The sequence below is a fragment of the Flavobacterium shii genome (assembly GCF_025847235.1).
GTDB classification, from domain to species: Bacteria; Bacteroidota; Bacteroidia; order Flavobacteriales; family Flavobacteriaceae; genus Flavobacterium; species Flavobacterium shii.
Map to the genome: position 1 here is coordinate 64,193 of NZ_JAOZEW010000009.1, position 26,067 is coordinate 90,259.

The window sequence follows — 26,067 nt, forward strand, 5'->3', positions numbered from 1 at the left end:
AGATTTAGATTTCTTGTTTTAACCAGATGCAGTAACTTTACTTTTTAAACACTATTTAAATATAAGTAGTCTAAAACCTCTAAAAGTTACAACTTATGGCATCGGTATTATTTTCTCCACTTTCGATAAAAAAAATCATTTTAAAAAATAGAATCGTTATCTCACCAATGTGTCAATATTCGGCTATTGATGGCTTTGCCAATGATTGGCATTTGGTACACTTAGGTAGTCGCGCAACCGGAGGATCGGCATTGATAATCCAGGAAGCGACAGCCGTTTCACCCGAAGGCAGGATTTCACCCGAAGATCTAGGACTTTGGAAAGACGAACAAATTGAAAAACTACAAACGATTAATAAATTTATTATCTCTCAAAACGCAGTTCCGGGAATCCAGATTGCACATGCAGGACGTAAAGCGAGTGTTTCGGCTCCGTGGGATGGCAATAAAAAGTTGGATGTCGCTCAAGGCGGATGGCAAACAGTTGCTCCAAGTGCGGTTCCATACCATGAGAACGAACCATTTCTTCCGGAAGCTTTAGATAAAATCGGAATCCAAAAAGTAATCTCCGATTTTAAGGCAACGACCAAAAGAGCAGTAACGGCTGGATATCAGGTTTTGGAAATTCATGGTGCACATGGTTATTTATTGCATCAGTTTATGTCGCCATTAACTAATCTTAGAACCGATGAATATGGCGGAAGTTTCGAAAACAGAATCCGACTTACTTTGGAAATCGTTGATGCAGTGCAAATAGAGTGGCCTGCCGATTTGCCTTTGTTTATTCGTATTTCGGCAACCGATTGGGCAGAAGGAGGTTGGAATCTAGAAGAATCAGTTAAGCTTTCGGCAATTTTAAAATCCAAAGGGGTAGATGTTGTAGATGTTTCGTCGGGAGGATTAGTTTCGCACCAAAAAATTGTAATAGGACCAGGTTACCAAGTACCTTTTGCCGAAAGGATAAAAAAAGAAGCAGGAGTTTTAACGGGAGCAGTAGGCTTAATTACCAAAGCTGCTCAGGCAGAAGCTATTTTGGCTGACGGTCGTGCCGATTTAATTCTTCTTGCAAGAGAATCGCTTCGTGATCCAAACTTGGCTTTGCATTTTGCATCTGAATTAAATTCCGATATTCATTGGCCAAAACAATACGAAAGAGCTAAGATTTAATTTTCTTTTGCCACGAATTTTACTAATTTTCACAAAACGATACGTTTAAAGGTTTTACTAACTCGTGATAATTAGTAAAATTCGTGGCAAAAACAATCCTTTTAATTAATTAAATCTGTGGCAAAAAACTAAACACATATAAAATGCAAAAAATAAAAACAGCACTATTATCATACGGAATGTCGGGGAAAGTTTTTCACGCTCCATTTATAGCGATTCACCCAGGATTTGAACTTGTTGGTTCATGGGAAAGAAGTAAAAAATTAATACAAGAAGATTATCCTGCAGTAAAAAGTTATCCAACTATCGAAGATGTATTGGCAGATGACATCGATTTGGTAATTGTAAATACACCGGTTGAGACGCATTACGAATTTGCCAAAAAAGTTTTGGAAGCTGGAAAACATGCGATAGTCGAAAAAGCATTTACAACTACTGTGGCTCAGGCTCAGGAATTAGCCGATTTGGCTAAAGCAAAAGGATTAAAATTGGCGGTTTTCCAAAACAGAAGATGGGATAGTGATTTTAAAACCGTTCAAAAAGTGGTTAAGGATGGTGTCTTAGGAGATTTGGTCGAAGCCGAATTTCATTTTGATCGCTATAATCCTTTATTGAGTATTAAATCTCATAAAGAAACTGCCAATTCGGGTGCAGGAATTTTAAAAGATTTAGGTCCGCATTTAATAGATCAGGCATTGCATTTATTTGGATTTCCAAAAGCTGTTTTTGCAGATATCAGGATAACACGAGAAAATTCATTGGTTGATGATTATATCGATTTGTTGTTGTACTACGATGATCACCGTGTTCGATTAAAGGCGAGTTTCTTTGTTAGAGAAGCCAATCCAGCATATGTTGTTCATGGAAAAAAAGGTTCATTCTTAAAAGCTCGTGGAGATGTTCAGGAAGATGATTTAAAATTGGGAAAAAAGCCAGATACAACAACTTGGGGAACCGAAGCAGAAGGTTTAAACGGAATTTTACATACGGAAATAGATGGTAAAATTATCAGAGAAAAAAAACCAACTTTTCAAGGGAATTATTATGAGTTTTTTGATGGCGTTTACAAATCGATTACGACAAATAGTACAGAACCTGTTACAGCAGAAGATGGTGTGAAAACAATGAAAATTATCGAAGCTGCTATTGCTAGTAACGCACAACACAAAGTGATTAATTTGTAAGTATTTAACTCTTTCCGAAAGTAACGCGGATTAAACGGATTTTTTTAAACAATAGATAAGAAATCCGTTTTTTTTCGCGTTTCCGCCTTGGCGAATCTGTTTCATCCGCGTTCCATTTAATTTATAAACAATAACGTTATAAATTATAGGAACTGGTTGGGTTAAATTAAAGTGAAGAATGAATTTCGTAATTTTGCCTAATTAAACTTTAAATAACTCATTTTGATAGATTTAAACTTTCTTGGCAGATTCAGAAGTAAGGCAAAATTCAAGAAAACGTACAAAAATGCCAAAGCTTCGTACTTAAACCGAATTCGTTTTGCTGTAGGAATGTTCTATTTTGCAATGGGTTTGTGTTTTGCTACTTGGGCAAGTAGAATTCCAGATATCAAGACAGCATTACATTTAAGCGAGGGACAATTAGGTTCTATTTTATTTGCGTTACCTCTTGGGCAATTGATTGTTATGCCTTTTTCCGGTAAAGTTGTGACTCGTTTTGGTAGTCATAGAATCTTGATTTTCTCTTTATTATTTTATGCTTTTAGCTTGACGAATTTAGGTTTAGCCAATGCTTCTTGGCAATTATCACTTGGACTGTTCATATTCGGACTATTTGGGAATTTGGCAAATATTGCTGTTAATACGCAAGGAGTTTATACCGAGGTACTTTTTAAAAAAACTATAATGTCTTCATTCCATGGAATGTGGAGTTTTGCTGGATTTACCGGTGCATTGGTAGGTTTAGGAATGCTAGCTTTGAATCTAACGCCGTATTATCATTTTGTTATCGTAGCAGGAATAGTACTTGTTATGATAGCTTTTAACTATAAGTTTTTGGTAAAAGCCAAAGAAAAAATAAAAGTAGAAGAAAAGAAAAAGAAACTATTTACAAAACCAGACAGTTCTTTAATTTGGCTGGGTGTAATCGGGTTTTGTTGCATGGCGAGTGAAGGTGTTATGTTCGATTGGAGCGGTGTTTACTTTAAGGATGTTGTAAAAGCTCCAGGTGCATTGGTAATCTTAGGCTACACTTCGTTTATGATAATGATGGCTAGTGGTCGTTTTCTTGGAGATGGTTTGATCCTTAAATTCGGAAGAAAGAAAGTATTGCAAATAAGTGGTATCGTTATTTCACTTGGACTTTTCACCTCGGTACTTTTTCCTTATATAATTCCTTGTACCATCGCCTTTATGTTTGTAGGGTTAGGTGTTTCTACAGTTGTGCCAACGTTATACAGTGTGGCAGGAAAAAATCCTACTGTTCCTGCAGGTGAAGCTTTAACCATTGTTTCGAGTGTTAGTTTTCTTGGATTTTTAATGGGGCCTCCGGTTATTGGTTACATAGCCGAAGCTTTTGGTCTTCGTTTTTCTTTTGCATTTATAGGCATCTTCGGATTCTTTATTGCCTTCATGGTTTCCAGAATTAAAGCAATAGAATAACTCTAAATTTATTCAAATTACTTTAAATAGGTTTTTACGGCTTAAAAAATAATTTAACAAGAAAAAGAAAGTTAAATATTTTTAACTACATTTGATGCTTAATCAAGGAAAAAACCTACAGGTTGTTTTTTGATTAAATGCTAAATACCACCATTTTTATTAATACACTGTTCCAAAAATAGATTTTTTGTTTTTCGGTTGTGCTATAAATTGAAATATTCAATATTTCAAGATGTAGTGCTTTCGGGATTTTATCTTCAATTGTTATTCTTTTTTATCGTTAGGGAATTTCACAATCTAAAACAGAATAATATTTATGAAAAAATGGGCAGTAGTATTTTTAGTTATTTTTCAATTAGGGTCCATTTTTGCGCAAAGCGAAACTGGTTTCTTAGGAAAAATTATAGAGTCAAAGACACAAGAAAGGCTTCAATATGTTGTGGTTAGTATTCAAAACTCTAACGTAATGCAATTGACAAATGAAGACGGCACTTTTAAGTTGGTTTTACAATCGGGAGGAAATCAATTGTTATTAGTGCATAGTCAGGGATATAAAGATTTATTGTTTCCAGTTAAAGTTGTTACAGGACAAGTAGTCGATTTAGGTGTTTTAATTCTCGAAGAAGATCTACGAATAGAATCACAAGCAATTTTAATTACATTATCAGAAAGTGATTTGTTCGATGATAATAGTACCTCCGAAAATACATCAGGACTTTTACAATCTTCTCGTGATGCTTTTTTACAAGCATCGGCTTTTAATTGGGGACAAGCACGTTTTAGGATGCGAGGTCTCGATAGTGAGCATGCTAAGATGACGATTAATGGTGTCGAAATGAATAAAATGTATGATGGACGACCACAATGGGGGAATTGGGGAGGTTTGAATGATGCAACGAGAAATCAGGAATTCTCTGTAGGAGCAGCAACATCAGATTATACTTTTGGCGGAGTTTTAGGAACGCAGCAAATTAATACACGAGCTTCAATTTACAGACCAAGTTCCAGAATTACATTTTCGGGGAGTAATACTAACTATAGTTTACGGACAATGGCTACTTATGCAACTGGTTTAATGTCATCGGGATGGGCTTTTGTAATTTCAGCAGGAAAACGATGGGCTAATGAAGGTTATTTTGAGGGAACAAATTACGATGCAGATTCTTTTTTTATAAGTATTGAAAAGAAATTAAGTACAAAACATGCTCTTAATTTTACAGGGTTTTATACTCCAAATTCTAGAGGGAAAAATTCACCAAATACTGATGAAGTAGTTCAATTGACTAGTGAAAAGTACAATTCATATTGGGGTTGGCAAGATGGTAAGAAAAGGGATGCCAGAGTTAAAACAGTAGAAGAGCCAGTTTTAATGCTAAATCATTTTTTTAAAATCGATGAACAAACTAGTCTTAATACAAGTGTATCATATCAATTCGGAAAAGTAGGTAATAGTAGTATTGATTATCAAAAAGGGAATAGCCCTGATCCCACATATTACAGGAAAATGCCAAGTTATTATACTTCATTTTATGCGAAGAATCAAGGAGAATATCCAGGAGAGTTTGCTCCGGATTATGAAAATGCCGAAAGAAACAGAATCTTGTTTTTGGCAAATTCCCAAATAAACTGGAAAGCATTATATCAGGCAAATGAGCAACCAATTATAGACACAAACGGTATTCTTTCTGGGTATACGCCAGCTCAGAGTCGTTATGTTTTGTATGAAGATCGAACGGATGATAAAGTATTGTCAATAAATTCTAATTTAAATTCGCAATTAACCGAAAACATTTTCTTTAATGGAGGAATTGCTTTTAGAAATTTAAAATCACACAACTTTCAATTTCTTACGGATCTATTGGGCGGATCTTTTTTTAATGATATCGATTCATTTTATGATGGCGAGCAATCGCAATCTGATTTAAAAAACCCGAATAGACATGTTGGAGTAGGAGATGTTTATGGATACAATTATAATTATCTGGCAAATACAATTGATGTATTTACGCAATTTAAATTTATTTACAGGAAAGTAGATTTTTATCTGGCTCAGGCTTTCTCAAATTCTACTTATCAAAGAGAGGGTTTGTATCAAAATGGTATATATGCAACTAATTCTTTTGGTAAAAGCGAAAAAGTAAATTTTGAAAATTTTGCTTTCAAAGGTGGATTAACATATAAAATATCAGGAAAACAATGGTTGCTTTTTAATGGTGCACATTTAACCAAAGCGCCTTCAATTCGAAATACATTTCCAAATTCCCGACTTAATAATTTGGTTGTAGATGGGATCGAAAGTTTAAACATTAGTAGTCTTGAAGGGAATTATATTTATCATTCACCAAAGCTTAAAACTCGACTTACAGGATATTATACTTTGATAAAGAATGCAACACAGACATCTTTTTTTTATGCCGAAGGAATTTTTGATGATGGAGCTGGTTATGATAATACGAATGCCTTTGTAAGTCAGACGCTAACACATTTAAATAAAAAAAATATTGGAGCTGAATTAAGTTTTGAATATCAAATTTTGCCTACTTTAAAAAGCACTTTTTCTGCGGCATATGGACAATATACATACGATAGTAATCCAAATGTCAGAATTACCAATGATGCAAAAGCATCACTAACGAATAGTAGTCCGACTTTTGATTTTGGAAAAGCATCACTCAAAAATTATAAGCAACCCGGAATGCCTCAGCAGGCTTATTCGTTAGGAGTAGAATATCGAAATCCTAGATATTGGTGGCTTGGTGCCAATATAAATTACCTTACAAATTCTTATATAGATGTTTCTCCTATTTCTAGAACAGCACAATTTTATATTAATCCTGCAAGTGGTTTTCCTTTTCCAGAAGCGACACCAGAAAGAGCTAAGGTATTATTAAAACAGGAAAAGTTTGATCCTGTTTGTTTATTAAATATTACAGGTGGGAAATCATGGCGTATACGCCGAAAGAATATTTCTTTTTTTGCAAGTGTTAATAATGTGACGAATACCATTTATAAAACGGGTGGTTTTGAACAAGCTCGAAATGCTAATTTTCGTCGATTAGATCAAGAAGCTTCAAGCGAAACTCCTTCATTTGGTCCAAAATATTTTTATGGGTATGGAAGAACTTATTTTGGGAACCTTGCAATTAATTTATAAATTTTACAATGTATTAATATGAAAAATAGAATCAACCCTTCGTTTTTTTTAGTAATAATTCTTGCTTTCTATAGTTGTGTGGGAGATGAAACAGCTATTCCTGAGTTTGCTTGTAACCAGCCAGATTTAATTGTAAACAGAACAGTCGATGAGGTTCGTAATAGTACTAATCTTGTTGCAACAAAGTATCAGTATGACGATATTATCGAAGGGTATGTGGTTTCGAGTGATGAATTTGGTAATTTTTTTAAAACAATATCATTCCAAACATTGCCAACAAAAACAGTTTCTTCGCAAGGATTTAGTATAGGTATTGACGCATCCAATTCATACATAGATTACCGTGTTGGGAGTAAAGTATTTATTAAATTAAAGAACCAATTTACCGATGTTAATTTTGGAGGATTGAGAATAGGGAGCTTGTATGTTAATGCCTATGGTGATGCTACAGTTGGCAGGGTTTCTCAAAATGAATATAAAAATGTCCTCAATACTTCTTGTAATTTAATTGATGAAAGTAAATTGGTTCGTTACCTTACGGTAGCCGAATTGTTGAATGATGATAATATTAATACGTTGGTAGAGGTATCGAATGTTCAATTTGCCGATGCTGCAGTAGGTCACCATTATTTTGAAGAATCCAATAATGTTGGAGGGTCAACCAATTGGGATTTATGGGACAAAGCAGGGAATCAGGTTATTTTTAGAACGAGTAGCTATGCCGATTTTTCAAGCAGTTTAGTTCCAAATGGTAGCGGAACTGTGAGGGGTATATTGACTAAATATGGTACCGATTACCAAATAATGGTACGCTCGGAGAGAGATGTTGTTATGACAGGGAAAAGAACAGTACCTTTTTTCTCTGAGAATTTTCAAACCGTAAAAAACAATGTGAATTTTAGTCTTCCGGGTTGGAGTAATATCGTAGAGAAAGCAGCCAAATTATGGAAAAGTATTGTGTACGCTGGTAATGGTTATGCCGAGTTCAATACCACAAGTACAACTGCTGCAGTAAATATTGCATGGCTGGTTTCTCCTAAAATTAATATGGCGGATTATAAAAACTCGGTGTTATCTTTTAGAAGTGCTCAACATGATTTAAAAGTCGATTCTCCTTTAAATGTTTTAGAAGTCTATGTGTCAGGTGATTTTGATGGCTCGAATATCAGTAAAGCAAAATGGACAAAATTATCAGCGAAATTTGCTTCATTGACAACTCCAGCTCGTCAGTTTATAAGTTCTGGTGGAATAGATTTGTCCTCCTATTCAGGAAACATTCATATTGCATTTAAGTATATCGGATCTGGTAAAGATAAAACACTTAATGGTGCTTTTATGGTTGATGATGTTGTAATTGTAGGAGATAAGTAGGAATTTAGATTTTAATTAATATTTGCTGTAATTTGTAAATTGCTGTAATTCAAATGATAACTTGTGAATTGTTTTGATGATTTGATATGTAATTTGGATTTTTGGTTTTGAGAATATCATTCTTTCCATGATTTTTGTATTTTGGTCATCCCAAATCGATATAAATACCATGATGAAAAATTACTTCATTGCCATTTTTATGGTGGCTTTCCCATTTTTGATCCACAGTCAGGACCAAGAAAATCAAATTAAATTAAAACAAATTAATGTCGTAAAAACTAATTACCGCGATTCAAAAAGTGGTGAAATAGAAAACAAGACAGTTTTATTTAAAGAAGGTAAACTTTTGACAATTAAAACATCTGATGTTATTCAGAGTTTTTTTTATAATCCAAAAGGATTATTAGACATGACAGTTAAAGAAAGAACAGGGAGTAACTGGAAAGAAGTGGTCAATTATAGTTATGATAAAGAGGATAGAATTACTAAGTTTTCAAAAAAATATGATGAAAACGGGGAGACTGTAATCAAAACAGTAACTATGAATTATGAAGGAGCAAGAATAAAAGTAATAACCAAAAAAAGCAATGTACATACTGTAATGGAAGACATTGAATATGTTGTTGAAGGTGGAGTTATTATAAGACGTTCTGCGAGAGATAGAAATCAGCAAATTTTCAACAAAACCGAATATGTGTATTCTAATGATAATGTTATAAGACACAAAGGAGTACTTGGAGAAAAGACTATAAAAAACTATACTTTCGACGATAAAAAATCAGTAGATTTATTAATTGTACAAAGTTTATTTGGTCCTAACTACAAAGTAATTGTGCCTTTAATTTCTTTTCATGAAGATGAATTTAACTTTGAATCTATCTCAAGTAATAATGAATTGGCATTTGTTCCATCAACAACAAATTACACTGGAGTTGCTGGAAAATATAAATATAACACTCTGAATTATCCTATTTCTTCTTCATTTCTTGAACAAAACGGGATTGTGAAAATTGATAAAACATACATATACGAATAGAAAAAATTATTTATATTCAATAGAATCCTTTTGTTTTGTATTTAAAAAAAGGATTCTATTGGCTATGGTAGCTTGCAAATGATTAAATTTGTATCTTATTTAAAGTTATGTTAGAAAAAGAAGTACTAAATTTTGAAAAAACAGCCATTGTTGGTATTATAACTCAAAATCAAAGTGAAGAGAAGTTAAACGAATATTTGGACGAGTTAGAGTTCTTAACTTTTACTGCAGGCGGAGAAGTTGTGAAACGCTTTACGCAAAAAATGGAACGTCCAAATCCCAAAACTTTTGTTGGAACAGGTAAAATAGACGAAATCAATCTTTTTGTAAAAGAACATGGTATTTCGACTCTGGTTTTTGATGATGAATTATCACCATCACAGCAAAAGAATATCTCCAAAATAATAGATTGTAAAATCCTTGACAGAACCCACCTTATTCTAGATATTTTTGCTCAAAGAGCCGAAACATCTTATGCAAGAACCCAAGTTGAGTTGGCTCAATGCCAATATTTATTGCCTAGACTTTCTGGTATGTGGACACACTTGGAGCGTCAAAAAGGAGGTATTGGTATGCGTGGACCTGGAGAAACAGAAATTGAAACAGACAGACGTATCGTTCGTGATCGAATTGCATTGTTGAAAGAAAAAATAAAAACCATCGATAAGCAAATGGGGGTGCAACGTAGTAATCGTGGCGCAATGGTTCGTGTGGCTTTGGTAGGATATACAAATGTTGGGAAATCAACATTAATGAATGCAGTTGGTAAAAGTGATGTTTTCGTAGAGAATAAGTTGTTTGCTACTTTGGACACAACCGTTCGAAAAGTAGTTATTAAAAACTTACCTTTTTTACTTTCAGATACAGTAGGATTTATTCGTAAACTGCCTACTCAATTAGTTGACTCTTTTAAGAGTACCCTTGATGAGGTTCGCGAGGCCGATTTGTTATTGCATATCGTAGATATTTCTCATCCAGAGTTCGAAGATCATATCGCATCAGTAAATCAAACTTTACTTGATATAAAGGCTAATGATAAGCCTGTTATTATGGTTTTTAATAAGATAGATGCTTTCAAGCATTTAACGATTGATGAGGACGATTTAATTACCGAAAAAACGCCAAGCCATTATACACTTGAAGAATGGAAAACTACTTGGATGAATCGTTTAGGTGAACAAAATGCTTTGTTTATTTCGGCAACAAATAAAGAGAATTTTGAAGAGTTTAGAGAACGTGTTTATGAAGCTGTAAGGCAAATACATATCACTAGATTTCCATATAATAAGTTTTTGTATCCGGATTATAAAGATGCAATTGAAAAAGAAGATGATCAGGAAGATCAGGAATAAAAAAAGAGCGCTTATTTTAAGCGCTCTTTTTTTATGTTTTTAGAACATATAATTAACTCCTAAGCCAAAGACTTCCCTTGTTTGGAATCCTTTAAATGCATTGTCGTCATATATAGCTTGGAAAGATAGATTGGTCGACAGGAATTTGTTGATTTTCATTACAATATTCAATGAATAATCGATATCAACATTTTGTGGGTCTTCGAGATAATTTGAATATAGGTTTAAAATGTTTTCGGCAGAAACATTGGTCATAATGTTAAGCTTGTAGTATACCGATGTATAAAAACCTAACTCGTAACGCATCGTTTTGTTTGCTTTAACGCCAAAATAAGCCTCATCTACATATCCTGTCTGAGATGTGTATTGCTTGTCTACAAAAGTCATTTTTGAAGATACAGGCGCAAAGTTTATTTTTAGATGATCATCTCTTGTCCAGAAGATACCAGGACCAAAAGTAAGGTAACCAGGTGACATGAAATTTGTGTTTTCAGTTCGTATTTCGGCACCATTTGCATCTTGACCGTATAAATATCCTTTTGTAAATTGAGTTCTAAAATTTACAAAAAAGGAATAATACCAATTTCCAAATGCTCTTTTTCCGTAAATAGAATTAATTTCTAAGCGGTCATCTGTCTTTTTTTCAAAATCAGAGTTTTCAGTTTGCAATATACCATATGAAGCAAGGAGTTTATTGTCCCAACTTACATCGTCTTTCTTGTAATTAATGTTGTAATTAATTCCTAGATTTCCTGAGACATTATTCTCACCACCCGCAATCCAGTTGTTAAAATTTGATTGGTTAAAGAGGAAAGAGACATTTCCCGAGCTTCTCCATCCATTTCCTGTAGTGTCGGTTATGAATTTTACTGCTTTTTCGGTGTTCTTTATTAATTCTTTTTCGGTATTCTGTGCCTGTACAAACGTCATGCTTGTAAGAAAAATAAAAAGGAGTTGAAGAAGGTTTTTCATATGATTCCTGTTTAAAGTTGATTTAAACAAATATACTAAAAACCATGAAGTTGTTAAAATTTCCTTAACTTAAATGTAAATTATTTCTTATTTTCCTTGTATAATGGTACTGCAGAGCAAGCTTCCCCATACATGATGCTTCTTGCAAATGGCTGCAAATAGTGAGCTGCCAAGATGTAAGCGCGAGTTGGAACTGGTTTTTTGGAACACCCTTTGATAATAACAGGTTTGCCTTTGTATGCTGAATAATCGAGAGTATGCAGGATTTCTTCATATAAACTTGCATCTAAATCTTCCAGATTACCATCAATAATTTTTTTGGCAAATGGTGCAAGTTGGATTGCAACAAGAATAGATGCCCAAGCAGGAATTATAGCATCTGTACTACAATTAATTGCAACATAAGCATCTTGATATTGTGACCAATTGTGATTTTTAAGATGCTCACGGAAGTCTTTTTCTTTTAAAAGAAAACCTTCTAGTAACCATTGCGAAATGTCTACTTGCGCACGTAGCCCTTTAGGATAATAATCCTCAAGATCAAAAATTTCTAAGACACTATTGGCAACTTTATTGATTATTTCTTCCATTTTTTGTATGAAATTCTTAGTCGCAGTCGCAGGTAAAACTGAAAACTGCGACTGAAGACTTATTTTTAAAGCATTCCTAATTCTAATTTTGCTTCCTCACTCATTAATTCTTTACTCCAAGGCGGATCAAAAGTTATCTCTACTTCTGCATCTTTTACGTTTTCAATAGATTTTACTTTTTCTTCAACTTCTCTTGGTAAGCTTTCTGCAACTGGGCAGTTTGGAGATGTTAATGTCATTAAGATTTTTACTTCATAATCGGTATTTACCATTACATCATAAATCAAACCTAATTCGTATATGTCTACAGGAATTTCTGGGTCGTAAATTGTTTTTAAGATTTTTACGATTGATTCTCCTAATTCGTTAGTGTCTATTTCTTGTTCCATAATTTCTATATAAATATAAAGCCGGATGTGCTTTAATTCGTTTTATTCTGTTTAATTTTTATTTTTAGAGTCGAATGCCAAAGCATACATTTTGATGTTTTTAATCATCGAGACCAAACCGTTGGCACGTGTTGCAGATAAATGTTCTTTTAATCCAATTTCATCAATAAAATCAACATCTGCTTTTAAGATATCTTCTGCTTTCTGATTAGAGAAAGTTCTAATTAAGATTGCGATGATTCCCTTGGTTAAAATAGCATCACTATCGGCTGTGAAAATAACTTTATCGTCATTCTGTTCGCCTTGTAGCCAAACTTTCGATTGACAGCCTTTAATTAGGTTCTCTTCGGTTTTGTATTCTTCTTTTATTAACGGTAAATTTTTTCCTAGTTCGATAATGTACTCGTAACGTTGCATCCAATCATCGAACATTGAAAATTCGTCGACTATTTCGTTTTGTATTTCTTTTATTGTCATATTTATTCTTCAGTAAAAGCAACTAATAATGTTACTAGTTTTTCTATTTCTGCTGGCGGAAAACCATCATCAAACCCTTTAGTTTCATAGGTTTTTCTGTTTCGTGTTATTTTTAAATTTGCAATGGCAGCTCCATCATGAAAACGTTTTTCGGTAGGTGCTTTTAAATTTGGAATAGCTTCTAAATTTATTTTTTTTAATTCAGAAGTAATTTTTGCCCATTGCATTCCATTGATTTTGTTGGTAACAGGTTCCTCTCCTCTGCTTTTTGTGATAGAAACCATCTGGTCTTTTACCACAATCTTCTGAAAATAACCTCGCGACATAGCCGAATATTCTATCTGCGTTGTACTCATATCTGTATTCTTTTGGCTAGCACAGCTGTTTCCTATAAAAATTGTCAGAAGTAAAAAAGATAGTATTTTCATATGTCTTGTTGTTAAGATAGCATTGTTTTGGCTTTTTTGATAGCTTCAACCATTAGATCAATTTCTTCTTTGGTATTGTAAAAAGAAAAAGATGCTCTAATAGTTCCTGGTATTTCAAAATAATTCATAATTGGTTGTGCGCAATGATGTCCTGTACGAACTGCAATTCCTAATTTATCAATTATTGAACCAATGTCATAAGGATGAATGCCGTCGATGTTAAATGAAATAACGGAAGCTTTTTCTTTACCAGTACCATAAATCCTTAAACCTTCAATTTCAAGTAACTGTTTTGTAGCATGCGCTAATAATTCATTTTCTTGTCGTTGAATGTTTTCAAAACCTATGCTGTTCATATAATCTACTGCAGTTCCTAAAACAATTCCGCCAGCAATATTTGGCGTTCCAGCTTCAAATTTATGTGGTAAATCGGCGTAAGTGGTTTTTTCGAAAGTAACTTCTTTAATCATTTCACCACCACCTTGATAAGGAGGTAATTTATTTAACCAACTTTCTTTCCCGTATAAAATTCCGGTTCCTGTAGGTCCGCACATTTTATGTCCAGAGAAAGCATAAAAGTCACAATCTAAATCCTGAACATTAGGTTTTAAATGAGGAACAGCCTGAGCGCCATCAATTAAAACGGCAGCACCTACGGCATGAGCTCTCTCAATCATATGTTTTATAGGATTGATTGTCCCTAATGCATTCGAAATATGATTTACAGTAACAATTTTCGTTTTGTCCGATAATAATGATTCGTATGCGGCAATTTCAAGCTCTCCATCCTGATTCATTGGGATTACTTTAAGAACAGCACCTGTTTTTTCGCATAACATTTGCCAGGGCACAATATTACTGTGGTGTTCCAAAGCAGAAACCATTACTTCATCTCCTGGTTTTAGGATTGAAGCAAAACCGTTTGCAACTAAATTAATTCCATGTGTTGTTCCCGAAGTAAATAGTACTTCGTGTAAATGTTTGGCATTAATATGATGTTGGATTTTTACTCTTGAAATTTCGTAAGCATCGGTTGCCAACTGACTTAAAGTATGTACTCCACGGTGTATGTTTGCATTAATTTCTTCGTAATATTTTGAAATAGCATCAATCACAATTTGTGGTTTTTGTGATGTAGCTCCGTTGTCAAAATATACCAAAGGTTTTCCGTTTACTTTTTGTGAAAGTATCGGAAACTCAGCTCTTATTTTATGAATGTCTAGCATATCTTATTTAGAAAAATTCTACATACAAAAGTACTAAAACTAAATTGTATTAAGTAGTAATTGCTAAATTTCCTTTTGTGGTTTTGGATAATCCCATTAAATACAATAATGTCTTGCAGATTTGATAATTTTGAATGGTTTGTATTTGATTTTGAGTGGTTTCAAAGTTAATTCTTGAAGAAATTATAATTATATTGCAGTGTAAATTAACTTGTGATTTTGTGAAATTACCTTGTTTTAAAATCATAATTAGGGTTGGCATTGTCATATTACTTTGCTTGTTTGCTATTGTTTGAGTCATTTATAAATAAAATATAATCTTAGTATGAAAAAAATCTTAAAACTTCTCGTTCTTCTTCTGGTTATAATAATTGTTTATTTCAGATTTACTACTTATCCCAAACTGGATTTAATTTCTGGTTTTACATCCAAAAGTATTGCGTCATGCCATTTTATTGATAATCGTTCGTTGGAATCCATAGAAAAAGGAGATAATAATATTCCTTTGCTTGATTTGGCAACAAGTAAAATTAATGAAGTGGGGAAATTTGCTACATCAAATGTTTATGGGTTAAAAGAACGAAAAGCGATATATCGGGAGGGTATAGGTGCGACATTGATTAATGACAAGTTTGATGAAACAAAACCGTATGAAGTTCCCAAAAGAACTAAACTGGTAAATAATTTGCCATTCCCTTATGGGAATAATGAGCCAAAGGATACGGTGTTTGCTAATATTGACTATGAAAAATTGAATAAAGCTGTTGCAAATGCTTTTGACGTATCGGGACAAAAAACAAAAAGATCGCGATCAGTTTTGGTTTTGTATAAAGATAAATTGGTTGCCGAAAAGTATGAGGATGGCTTTACTAAAAACAGCAAATTACTTGGTTGGTCTATGACTAAAAGTATTACAGGAACTATGTTTGGAGTTTTGCAAAAGCAAAAAAAGTTTGATATTTATAAGCCTGCTCCAATAGCTGAATGGCAAAAAGACGAACGTAAACTCATTACGACGAACGATTTGCTACATATGAATTCGGGTTTAGAATGGGTCGAGAATTATAATACAATTTGTGATGCAACTATTATGCTTTTTGGGTCTGAAGATATGGCAAAAGTACAGTTAGAGAAGCCAGCTTTGTTTAAACCAAACACACATTGGAACTATTCTTCGGGTACTAGTAATCTACTGTCGGCTATTTTAAGAAAACAGTTTAAGACACATCAGGAATATCTTGATTTTTGGTATTCGGGTTTAATAGATAAAATAGGTATGAGCTCTACGGTTATCGAAACGGATATGGTTGGTAATTATGTGGGGTCTTCTTATGCTTGGGCTACAACTAGAGATTGGTCGAAATTGGGAATTTTATATTTGCATAAAGGAAACTGGAATGGAGAGCAAATTCTTGACGAAAGTTGGGTTAAATATGTATCAACACCTACTAATACATCAAATGGTAATTACGGGGCTCAATTTTGGTTAAATGCAGGTGGAAAGTATAAAGATGCGCCGCGAGATATGTTTTACTGTAGCGGTTTTCAAGGTCAGAAAGTATTTATTATTCCATCTTTAGATTTAGTGATTGTAAGAATGGGATTAACAGATGATCTTGAATTTGATTTTAATATTTTTTTGAAGGAGGTGCTTTCTGCGATTAAATAGAAAATTAACCGAAAAGAACGTAAGGTAAAGTATTTAACCGCAAAGTTCGCAAAGTAGAAAATCGCAAAGGGCGCTAAGTTTTATTATTAAACTAGCGCCCTTTGCGTAAACCTTTACATTCTTTATGGTTAGATTTTATAAAAAAAGACCGCAAAGCATATAAACTTTGCGGTCTTTGCGTAAACCTTTGTGAGCTTTGCGGTTGAATCTATTGCAAAGCTTGTTGTTAAATTATCTATAAATCAAATCCCATTTTTACGCCTAATTTGCTGGCGATAATTGTAGTGATTCGTTTTTTTAATTCAGGTATTTTGATACTTTCTATAACAGCATTCGAGAATGCGTACATAAGTAATGCTTTAGCTTCTTTTTGAGGAATTCCACGAGATTGCATGTAGAACATTGCTGTTTCATCTAATTGTCCAACTGTACAACCGTGAGAACATTTTACATCGTCAGCAAAAATTTCTAATTGAGGTTTTGCATTTATAGTTGCTTTATCACTCAATAAGATATTGTTGCTTTTTTGGAATGCATTTGTTTTTTGCGCTTCTTTTTCAACCAATACTTTACCGTTAAAAACTCCTATAGAGCGGTCTGTAAAAATTCCTTTGTAATCTTGGAAACTTTCGCAGTTTGGTGTGGAATGTTTTACCAATGTATAGTGATCTACGTGTTGTTTCTCTCCTATAATTGTTATTCCGTTTAACGTACTTGTTAATCTCTCACCAAAGTGATAGAAATTCAGATTGTTTCGGGTTAAGTTTCCGCCAAATGAAAATGTATGAACCGATGCGTGACTTTCTTGCTGTTGAGAAACATAAGTGTTGTCTATCAAATTGGCTTCGCTATTGTCATTTTGAATTTTGTAATAATCAATAATGGCACGTTTTTCAGCAAAAATCTCTGTAACAGCATTGGTTAAAACTGGATTTTCGTTTAAACTTTGGTGGCGCTCGATGATTTGTACATGCGAATTTTCACCCACAATTACCAAGTTTCTCGGTTGAACCATAAGTGCAGCTTCATTCCCTGTAGAGAAATACATGATTTCAATAGGTTTAGCGGCTACTTTCTTTTTAGGGATATTGATATAAGCTCCTTCAATTGCAAATGCTGTGTTTAAAGAAGTTAAACTATCTTCTTTATTAGCGATTTGATTAAAGTATTTATCAATAATCATTTTATATTTAGGTTTGGTCAATGCCGAAGACATCAAACAAACATCAATTCCGTCGTGCGTGGTAGAAGATAAATGTGAACTGAAAACACCATCGATAAATACTACTTTGTAGGTATCTATTTCATGTATAAAATATTTTTTTACATGATTAAATTCAATTGCATTTTCTTGTTTAGGAAATACTGTAAAGTCATTTTTTAGGATGGCATTTAACGATGTGTATTTCCAAGCTTCTTCTTTTTTAGTTGGGAAACCTTTATTCTCGAAGTTTTTTATCGCTTGTGTTCTGATTTCGTGAAGGTCTGAATTTACATCAACACTTTCTTCAAAAGCCATAAAAGACGACACTAATTTTTCTTTTAAATCCATTTTTGTTAGTTGTAAGTTAGAAGTTATGAGTTATGAGTTTTGTAAACTGTAAACTGTAACTGCAAACTAATTTTCTGCTTTAATCCAGTCGTATCCTTTTTCTTCAAGCTCGTAAGCCAATTCTTTTCCGCCAGATTTTACAATTTTTCCGTTGTAAAGTACGTGTACGAAATCAGGAACGATATAGTCTAATAAACGTTGGTAGTGTGTGATAACTATAATGGCGTTTTTGTCGCTTTTTAGTTTGTTAACACCATTAGCAACAATTCTTAACGCATCGATATCTAAACCTGAATCTGTTTCGTCAAGGATTGCTAGTTTTGGCTCCAACATTGCCATTTGGAAAATTTCATTACGTTTTTTCTCTCCACCAGAAAAACCTTCATTAAGAGAACGTGATAAAAACTTACGGTCAATTTCTAATAATTCAGATTTCTCACGAATTACTTTCAACATTTCGTTAGCTGGCATTTCTTCTTGTCCGTTTGCTTTGCGAGTTTCGTTAATTGCAGTTCTCATAAAGTTAGTTACACTAACTCCAGGGATTTCTACAGGATATTGAAAAGAAAGAAAAACACCTTTGTGTGCTCTTTCTTCTGGTGCTAAATCGGCTAAATCTTCTCCGTCAAGAAAAACTTCACCTTGTGTTACTTCGTAGTTTTCGTTTCCGGCAATTACTGCTGAAAGGGTACTTTTTCCAGAACCATTTGGTCCCATGATGGCATGTACTTCGCCAGCTTTAACTTCTATGTTAATTCCTTTAAGAATTTCTTTATCGCCAATTGAGGCATGAAGGTTTTTTATTGATAACATCTTTTTAATGTGTTTTTTCTTTTAATAATGCCCTTTCAAAGAAAGGAGATTTAGTATTTCGATTGTATCCTTGTCTATGATTTCATAAACTAATCTGTGTTCCTTATCAATTCGTCTTGACCAGACTCCCATTAGGTTATATTTTAAAGCTTCTGGTTTTCCAATTCCATCAAAAGGATGAAGTTGTATGTCTTCAATTAACGCATTAATTTTTTTTAGAATATTTTTATTGCCTGATTTAACCCAAAAATCTAAATCTTTTTTAGCTTTTGGAGTAAAAATTATTTGCATAAAGCTTGTAATTCCTCCATTGTCATTTTTATACCTCTGCCTTCCTTTATGTCTTTTTGACCTTGTAAAATCTCTTTTACAAATTCAGGATTGTATGGTTTTTCTTCAACGATTTCAAAACCAAGAGACTTTGCTAATGATTTTAAAACAGGAAAATCTTTTTTCTTTACATTTTTTAAAATGACATCCATAACTAATTGTTTTTAATTTATCCTACAGAGCCTTCCAAAGAAATTTCTAGTAATTTTTGTGCTTCTACAGCAAATTCCATTGGCAATTTATTTAAAACGTCTTTGCTAAAACCATTTACGATTAATGCAATTGCTTTTTCAGTTGGAATTCCACGTTGGTTACAGTAAAAAACCTGGTCTTCACCGATTTTACTTGTTGTAGCTTCGTGTTCTATTTTTGCTGAAGGATTTTTGCTTTCGATATAAGGAAAAGTATGTGCACCACAATTGTTACCCATTAAAAGAGAATCGCATTGAGAAAAATTTCTAGCATTATCTGCTCGAGCACTTATTTGGACTAATCCGCGGTAGCTGTTTTGTGATTTTCCGGCTGAAATACCTTTAGAAATGATAGTCGATTTAGTGTTTTTTCCTAAATGAATCATTTTTGTTCCAGTATCTGCTTGTTGGTAGTTATTGGTAACAGCAATTGAATAAAATTCACCTACTGAGTTGTCACCTTTTAAAACGCAAGAAGGATATTTCCAAGTAACGGCAGAACCAGTTTCAACCTGAGTCCATGAAATTTTTGCGTTAGTTTCGCATAAACCTCTTTTGGTTACAAAATTAAAAACCCCACCTTTTCCTTCTTTATTTCCTGGATACCAGTTTTGTACTGTCGAGTATTTAATCTCAGCATTGTCTAAAGCGATTAATTCTACAACAGCTGCGTGTAGTTGGTTTTCGTCACGACTTGGTGCAGTACAACCTTCAAGGTATGATACATAGCTTCCTTCGTCTGCGATAACCAATGTTCTTTCGAATTGTCCAGTTCCTGCCTGATTGATTCGGAAATAAGTTGAAAGTTCCATTGGGCAACGAACGCCTTTTGGGATATAACAGAATGAACCATCTGAAAATACAGCAGAATTTAATGCAGCGTAAAAATTATCTTTTTGAGGTACAATTGTTCCTAGGTATTTACGAACTAATTCTGGGTGTTCTTTAATTGCTTCTGAAATAGGGCAAAAAATAATACCTTTTTCTCCCAATGTTTTTTTGAAAGTAGTTGCAACAGAAACAGAATCGACAACAATATCCATAGCGACATTGTTCATCATTTTTTGTTCATCGACAGAGATTCCTAACTTTTTGTACATTTCTAAAAGTTCTGGATCTACGTCGTCTAATGTTTTATTTGGATCTACTTGTTTAGGAGCAGAGTAATATGAAATGGCTTGAAAATCTGGTTTTTCATAACGCACATTTGCCCATTCTGGTTCAATCATTTCTTTCCAAGCACGAAAAGCTTCAATACGCCAATCGGTCATCCATTGTGGTTCTTCTTTTTTAAGAGAAATGGCACGAACAATATCTTCGTTTAGCCCAATAGGAAACGTGTCTGATTCTATGTTTGTATAAAATCCGTATTCGTATTCTTTAGTCTCGAGTTCGATTTTTAAATCGTCTTCTGTGTATTTGCTCATTGTTTTTTTATTGAAAGATTTAAAAACTGAAGGATTTAAATGTTAAAATCACTTACGCAATCTTTAAATCTTTAAATTTTGCAATCATTTAATTATTTTATAGAGAAAAAGATTCTCCACAACCACAAGTTCTGCTTGCGTTTGGATTATTAAACACAAATCCTTTTCCGTTTAATCCGCCTGAAAATTCTAATATTGTTCCGGCTAAATACAGAAATGATTTTTTTTCGACAGCAATAGTTATATCGTTGTCTATGAATATTTTATCGTCGTCTCCTTTGGTTTTGTCAAATTTTAAATCATATGATAAACCTGAGCATCCACCACTTTTCACGCCTACTCTTACGTAGTCATGTGCGGCATCAAAACCATCGTCTTGCATTAAGTCGATAATTTTCTTTTTGGCAGTATCTGAAACCTTTATCATTGTTATATAGATTATTGTCTAAATTATCCGCAAAGATACTATATAAAAACCTTTTTCCATAACGCTTAACATTTTTATAATTAATGTTAAAATAGATAAAGTCTATTTGATTTCATTTAAAGCAAATGGATTTTGTTAAATTGCAGGATTATTTAAAAAGTTTGAAGTATTGATAATTTAAGAGACTATTTAAGTGCTTTTTTAAACATATTGACATTCTGCTTTTTTGATGTTTAATTTTATAATAAAAAATATAATGAAGTTATATCCTATAGAATCTGGTAATTTTAAGTTGGATGGTGGTGCAATGTTTGGAGTTGTACCCAAAACTATTTGGAACAAAACCAATCCCGCCGATGCTAATAATTTGATTGATATTGCTGCAAGATGTTTGCTTATCGAAGATGGAAATAGACTTATTCTCATAGATACCGGTATGGGAGACAAGCAATCCGATAAGTTTTTTGGATATTATTCGCTTTGGGGAACACACTCAATAGATAAATCGTTGGCTAAATATGGTTTTCATCGTGATGATATTACCGATGTTTTTATGACGCATTTGCATTTTGATCATTGTGGAGGAAGTGTTCAATGGAATACAGACAAAACAGGATATGAACCTGCATTCAAAAATGCAAAATATTGGAGTAATGCAAATCATTGGGAATGGGCAACGAAACCGAATGCTCGCGAGAAAGCATCTTTCTTATCCGAGAATATTTTGCCGATGCAAGAAAGTGGTCAATTGAATTTTATAAAAAGACCTGAAGGTGATTTTCTTTCAACGTCTGAACTTGGTTTTGGTATTTTCTTTGCCGATGGGCATACCGAAAAACAAATGATTCCGCATATTCAATATCAGGATAAAACAATTGTTTTTTGTGCTGATTTATTGGCTACAGCTGGACATATTCCGTTGCCATATGTTATGGGATACGATACAAGACCATTATTGACAATGCCCGAAAAATCAAAATTTTTAAACGCTGCAGCCGATAATAACTATTATTTATTTTTGGAACATGATGCGCATAACCAAATTATAACTGTTGAACATACCGAAAAAGGTGTTCGACTAAAAGATGTTTTTACTTGTGAAGAGATTCTTTAAAAAATGAGATTTTAATTGTTGTTATTGGAGACGGGAAATTCAGTATTAATCATTTCTAAAGAATGATTATATTTGAACCGTTTCTGTTTTTGGCAAGAAAATAACAAAGGAGAATCCTAACAGATTGTTAATCTGTCTGTTTTTTGTAACAAAAATTATAATTTAGTCCGAAATTCTAACTTTTATTAAATTTATATAAATGAATAGTATCAAACCTATTTACATATCTGCTTTTGCTTTAATGGTTTTGGCAGGTTGTGGTGCTACAAAACAAGCGTCAATAGCAACTCCTCCAGTTGTTGAAATTGCTCCGGCAATTATTAAAAAAAATGCTCCCGTTACTGAAAATGATTTAAAGAGATGGAGCCATCTGGATTTAGTAAAAGATACTATTCCCGGAATGAGTGTTGACAAAGCGTATGCCGAATTACTAAAAGATAAAAAAGGAGTAAAGGTAATTGTGGGAATTGTAGATTCGGGTGTGGATATCGAACACGAAGATTTACAAGGAAAAATCTGGACGAACACAAAGGAAATCCCTGGTAATGGAATCGATGATGATAAAAACGGTTTTATAGACGATGTTCACGGTTGGAATTTTCTTGGTGATGCTGTGAGTGAAAATCTTGAATTGACACGTATCGTGAAGAAAGGCGATGACGGTTCTGCTCAATATAAAAATGCTTTAGCGCAGTATGACGAAAAATATAAAAAAGCATTAGAAGACAAACAACAAGTTGACTTTTTGCTTGATGTACACGCGACAATAAAAGCTGCTTTAAATAAAACAGACTATAAGATTGAAGATTTAAGCACTATTACTTCTACAGATCCCAAAGTGACCAGATGTAAAATGATTATGACTCAGATTTTTACTAACGCAGGTCCAACTTTTAATCCTGAAGCCGATTTTGAAGAATACAGAGAGCAGGTTTATGATCAGTTGAATTTTAACCTGAACAAGGATTTTGATGGTCGAAAAATTGTTGGAGATAATCCAGAGGATATTAAAGACAATCATTATGGTAATAATATTGTTTTTGGTCCAGATAAAGAAAAAGCATTACACGGAACTCACGTAGCAGGAATTATTGCACAGGTTCGTCATAATAATTTAGGTGGAGACGGAGTTGCAAATAATGTTGAAATTATGACAGTAAGAGCTGTTCCGGATGGTGATGAGTATGATAAAGATATTGCGTTGGCAATTCGTTATGCTGTAGATAATGGAGCGAAAGTAATCAACGGAAGTTTTGGAAAAAGCTTTTCTCCTCACAAACAATGGGTTTATGATGCTATAAAATATGCTCAGAAAAAAGATGTTCTAATTGTGCATGCAGCAGGAAATGATGGGTATAATATCGACTTGGAGAAAAATATTAATTATCCAAATGATTCTGAAGATAATATAAAAGAATATGTAGATAATGTACTTACAGTTGGTGCAATAAATAAAGTATATGGGGAAGATGTAATCGCAAGTTTCTCTAATTTCGGATCAATTAATGTAGATGTATTTGCACCAGGAGAAGAAATTTATGCGACAGTCCCAAATAATAAATACAAATATTTGCAAGGTACTTCGATGGCAGCGCCAAATGCAGCCGGAGTTGCAGCTTTGATTCGTTCTTACTATCCAAAATTGAAAGCTTCACAAGTAAAACATATTTTGATGAATTCGGGAGTATTGCTTCCAGAAACTGTTAAATTGGGTGATGACCACGAAGTGAAAACTAGAGCAGATTCATCAAAAACAGGTAGAATGGTAAATGCTTATAATGCATTGTTAATGGCTGAGAAAATGTCTAAGAAATAAATTATAAAGAATATTAATCCGATGGAAGGGTGGCAACCCTTCCATTTTTATTATAATAGCCCATGCGAAAAATTATATTACTTTCTTTTTTGAGCCTTAGTTTTGGCTCTGTTGTTGCTCAAAATGCTCCTTATTGGCAGCAACATGTAGATTACAAGATGGATGTATCGATGGATGTAAAAACCTATCTATATAAAGGTAAGCAAGAATTGGTTTACACCAATAATTCACCAGATACTTTACGAAAAGTATATTATCATTTGTTTTTTAATGCATTCCAGCCAGGAAGTGAGATGGATGCCAGAGTTCAAACTATTAAAGATCCAGACGGAAGAATGGTGAATAAGGTAAAGGTAGATGGTAAAGATGTTAAAGAAAGCCGCATGAAAACTTTGAAACCTAATGAAATTGGGTTTCTTAATATTACAAATTTAAAGCAAGATGGAGTTACTGCTATAACAAGAACTTCGGGGACTGTTTTGGAGGTTACTTTGGCTAAGCCAATTTTTCCAAATTCAAAAACTACTTTTACATTAGATTTTGATGGTCAGGTTCCGGTACAAATTCGTCGTGCAGGAAGAAACAACTCAGAAGGCGTTGCGTTGTCAATGTCGCAATGGTATCCTAAATTAGCCGAATTTGATTTTGAAGGTTGGCATGCTGATCCATATATTGGAAGAGAATTTCACGGTGTTTGGGGGAATTTTGATGTAAATATTACTATCGATAAGGAATACACAATTGGTGGGTCTGGATATTTGCAAAACAAAAACGAAATCGGTCATGGATATGAAGATGCTGGAGTTACAGTAGTTTATCCTAAAAAAGCTAAAACCCTTACTTGGCATTTTGTAGCGCCAATGGTACACGATTTTACTTGGGCTGCCGATAAAGAATATACACATGATGTGGTAAAAGGACCGAACGATGTTGACTTGCATTTCCTTTATAAAAATAATCCAAAGACAACCGAAAACTGGAAGAAACTAGAACCGTTAATGGTTAAAGTAATGGATTTTTATGATCATAAAGTAGGACCTTACCCATACAAGCAATATTCATTTATTCAAGGTGGAGATGGTGGAATGGAATATGCAATGTGTACTTTGATGCTAGGAAACGGTACACTTGAAGGAATTCTAGGGACAGCAACGCATGAGTTGGGGCATTCTTGGTTTCAACATGTTTTAGCTTCAAATGAATCTAAACATCCTTGGATGGACGAAGGTTTTACAACTTATATCGAAGATTTGGCTTTGAATGAATTAGCCGGAGATAAAAAAGTAGTGAATCCGTTTAAAGGAAACTATGCAGCATATTATAAATTGGTAGAATCCGGTAAAGAACAACCTCAAACTACGCATGGTGATCGTTATGATGAGAACAGACCTTATAGCATATCCTCTTATGTAAAAGGAAGTATCTTTTTATCGCAATTAGGATATTTGATCGGGGAAGATAATTTGGATAAAACACTAAAAAGATATTATAGTGATTTTAAATTCAAACATCCAGCACCAAATGATATTAAGAGGACTGCCGAGCGTGTTTCGGGAGCTGAATTGGATTGGTATTTGATCGATTGGACCGAAACTACAAATACAATTGATTACGGTATTAAAGACGTTGCTGATAGTGGGGATAAAACTACTATAACTTTAGAAAGAATTGGAAGGATGCCAATGCCTATTGATTTAACTGTAGAATATACAGATGGAACAAAAGAGAGTTTTTACATTCCGTTGCGAATGATGAATTTTATAAAAGAAAACCCAAATCCTTCTGTAAAAAGAACTGTTTTAAACGACTGGGCTTGGGCAATGCCTAGCTATAATTTTACAATTGATAAAAGCAAAAGCACAATTAAGAAAATCACTATTGATCCAAGCGGATTAATGGCTGATGTAAAAGCAGCAAATAATGTTTATGAAGTAAAGTAAATC

The 26,067-nt window shown here is 33.5% G+C and carries 24 protein-coding genes; 11 read left to right on the plus strand and 13 right to left on the minus strand.

Going from position 1 to position 26,067, the window contains the following annotated elements; all coding sequences use genetic code 11:
• The first annotated feature begins 95 nt into the window (after positions 1-95).
• The 7 genes from OIU83_RS09915 (at position 96) to hflX (ending at position 10,703) form a co-directional block, all read left to right on the plus strand.
• Complete coding sequence (locus tag OIU83_RS09915) at positions 96-1,166, plus strand: NADH:flavin oxidoreductase/NADH oxidase (RefSeq protein ID WP_264206099.1); 1,071 nt, start codon at positions 96-98, stop codon at positions 1,164-1,166.
• Positions 1,167-1,309: 143 nt separating this feature from the next.
• Positions 1,310-2,350, plus strand: a complete 1,041-nt coding sequence (locus OIU83_RS09920) for a Gfo/Idh/MocA family oxidoreductase (RefSeq protein WP_264206100.1) — start codon at positions 1,310-1,312, stop codon at positions 2,348-2,350.
• Between the two features lie 222 nt (positions 2,351-2,572).
• On the plus strand, positions 2,573-3,790 hold the full coding sequence (locus OIU83_RS09925) for an MFS transporter (protein WP_264206101.1): 1,218 nt from the start codon (positions 2,573-2,575) through the stop codon (positions 3,788-3,790).
• A 316-nt stretch (positions 3,791-4,106) separates the two neighbouring features.
• Positions 4,107-6,944 (plus strand): TonB-dependent receptor, encoded by a 2,838-nt coding sequence (locus OIU83_RS09930; RefSeq protein ID WP_264206102.1) that lies wholly within the window; start codon positions 4,107-4,109, stop codon positions 6,942-6,944.
• Positions 6,945-6,962: 18 nt separating this feature from the next.
• Positions 6,963-8,315, plus strand: coding sequence for a DUF5689 domain-containing protein (locus tag OIU83_RS09935; protein WP_264206103.1), 1,353 nt, complete (start codon positions 6,963-6,965; stop codon positions 8,313-8,315).
• Between the two features lie 169 nt (positions 8,316-8,484).
• Positions 8,485-9,351, plus strand: coding sequence for a hypothetical protein (locus OIU83_RS09940; RefSeq protein WP_264206104.1), 867 nt, complete (start codon positions 8,485-8,487; stop codon positions 9,349-9,351).
• A gap of 107 nt (positions 9,352-9,458) precedes the next feature.
• A complete protein-coding gene (gene hflX, locus OIU83_RS09945; RefSeq protein ID WP_264206105.1) occupies positions 9,459-10,703 on the plus strand; it encodes a GTPase HflX in 1,245 nt (414 codons plus the stop codon).
• 39 nt (positions 10,704-10,742) lie between these two features.
• Here hflX and OIU83_RS09950 read toward each other — a convergent pair whose 3' ends face one another.
• The 7 genes from OIU83_RS09950 to OIU83_RS09980 form a co-directional block, all read right to left on the minus strand.
• Entirely contained in the window at positions 10,743-11,675 is a 933-nt protein-coding gene (locus OIU83_RS09950; RefSeq protein ID WP_264206106.1) for a DUF3078 domain-containing protein, read from the minus strand.
• A gap of 80 nt (positions 11,676-11,755) precedes the next feature.
• Positions 11,756-12,265, minus strand: coding sequence for a DUF2480 family protein (locus OIU83_RS09955; protein ID WP_264206107.1), 510 nt, complete (start codon positions 12,263-12,265; stop codon positions 11,756-11,758).
• A gap of 65 nt (positions 12,266-12,330) precedes the next feature.
• On the minus strand, positions 12,331-12,654 hold the full coding sequence (locus OIU83_RS09960) for an SUF system Fe-S cluster assembly protein (protein ID WP_129540193.1): 324 nt from the start codon (positions 12,652-12,654) through the stop codon (positions 12,331-12,333).
• 51 nt (positions 12,655-12,705) lie between these two features.
• Entirely contained in the window at positions 12,706-13,131 is a 426-nt protein-coding gene (locus tag OIU83_RS09965; RefSeq protein ID WP_264206108.1) for a SufE family protein, read from the minus strand.
• A 2-nt stretch (positions 13,132-13,133) separates the two neighbouring features.
• Positions 13,134-13,559, minus strand: a complete 426-nt coding sequence (locus OIU83_RS09970) for a hypothetical protein (protein WP_264206109.1) — start codon at positions 13,557-13,559, stop codon at positions 13,134-13,136.
• A gap of 11 nt (positions 13,560-13,570) precedes the next feature.
• The gene (locus OIU83_RS09975; RefSeq protein ID WP_264206110.1) at positions 13,571-14,785 is read right to left on the minus strand and encodes an aminotransferase class V-fold PLP-dependent enzyme; all 1,215 of its coding nucleotides are present in this window, start codon (positions 14,783-14,785) and stop codon (positions 13,571-13,573) included.
• Positions 14,786-14,834: 49 nt separating this feature from the next.
• Complete coding sequence (locus OIU83_RS09980; RefSeq protein ID WP_264206111.1) at positions 14,835-15,086, minus strand: hypothetical protein; 252 nt, start codon at positions 15,084-15,086, stop codon at positions 14,835-14,837.
• Positions 15,087-15,110: 24 nt separating this feature from the next.
• On the opposite strand from OIU83_RS09980, the gene OIU83_RS09985 reads away from it, so the two are divergent.
• On the plus strand, positions 15,111-16,454 hold the full coding sequence (locus tag OIU83_RS09985) for a serine hydrolase domain-containing protein (RefSeq protein ID WP_264206112.1): 1,344 nt from the start codon (positions 15,111-15,113) through the stop codon (positions 16,452-16,454).
• 235 nt (positions 16,455-16,689) lie between these two features.
• On the opposite strand, the gene sufD is transcribed toward OIU83_RS09985, so the two are convergent.
• From sufD to OIU83_RS10015, 6 genes are all read right to left on the minus strand, one after another.
• Positions 16,690-18,006: a Fe-S cluster assembly protein SufD gene (sufD, locus tag OIU83_RS09990; RefSeq protein WP_264206113.1), complete on the minus strand. Its 1,317-nt coding sequence runs from the start codon at positions 18,004-18,006 to the stop codon at positions 16,690-16,692.
• Between the two features lie 66 nt (positions 18,007-18,072).
• Entirely contained in the window at positions 18,073-18,819 is a 747-nt protein-coding gene (sufC, locus tag OIU83_RS09995; RefSeq protein WP_035618340.1) for a Fe-S cluster assembly ATPase SufC, read from the minus strand.
• 21 nt (positions 18,820-18,840) lie between these two features.
• Positions 18,841-19,110: a Txe/YoeB family addiction module toxin gene (locus OIU83_RS10000; RefSeq protein ID WP_264206114.1), complete on the minus strand. Its 270-nt coding sequence runs from the start codon at positions 19,108-19,110 to the stop codon at positions 18,841-18,843.
• Positions 19,101-19,301, minus strand: a complete 201-nt coding sequence (locus tag OIU83_RS10005; RefSeq protein ID WP_264206115.1) for a DUF2683 family protein — start codon at positions 19,299-19,301, stop codon at positions 19,101-19,103. Before OIU83_RS10005 ends, OIU83_RS10000 begins: the two co-directional genes overlap by 10 nt.
• A gap of 17 nt (positions 19,302-19,318) precedes the next feature.
• On the minus strand, positions 19,319-20,767 hold the full coding sequence (gene sufB, locus OIU83_RS10010; protein ID WP_264206116.1) for a Fe-S cluster assembly protein SufB: 1,449 nt from the start codon (positions 20,765-20,767) through the stop codon (positions 19,319-19,321).
• A gap of 97 nt (positions 20,768-20,864) precedes the next feature.
• Entirely contained in the window at positions 20,865-21,194 is a 330-nt protein-coding gene (locus OIU83_RS10015; protein WP_264206117.1) for a HesB/IscA family protein, read from the minus strand.
• 256 nt (positions 21,195-21,450) lie between these two features.
• Between OIU83_RS10015 and OIU83_RS10020 the strand changes: the two genes are divergently transcribed.
• The 3 genes from OIU83_RS10020 (at position 21,451) to OIU83_RS10030 (ending at position 26,064) form a co-directional block, all read left to right on the plus strand.
• Positions 21,451-22,308: an MBL fold metallo-hydrolase gene (locus OIU83_RS10020; protein WP_264206118.1), complete on the plus strand. Its 858-nt coding sequence runs from the start codon at positions 21,451-21,453 to the stop codon at positions 22,306-22,308.
• 199 nt (positions 22,309-22,507) lie between these two features.
• Complete coding sequence (locus tag OIU83_RS10025) at positions 22,508-24,124, plus strand: S8 family peptidase (RefSeq protein WP_264206119.1); 1,617 nt, start codon at positions 22,508-22,510, stop codon at positions 24,122-24,124.
• A 62-nt stretch (positions 24,125-24,186) separates the two neighbouring features.
• Entirely contained in the window at positions 24,187-26,064 is a 1,878-nt protein-coding gene (locus OIU83_RS10030) for a M1 family metallopeptidase (protein WP_264206120.1), read from the plus strand.
• Positions 26,065-26,067: the final 3 nt, after the last annotated feature.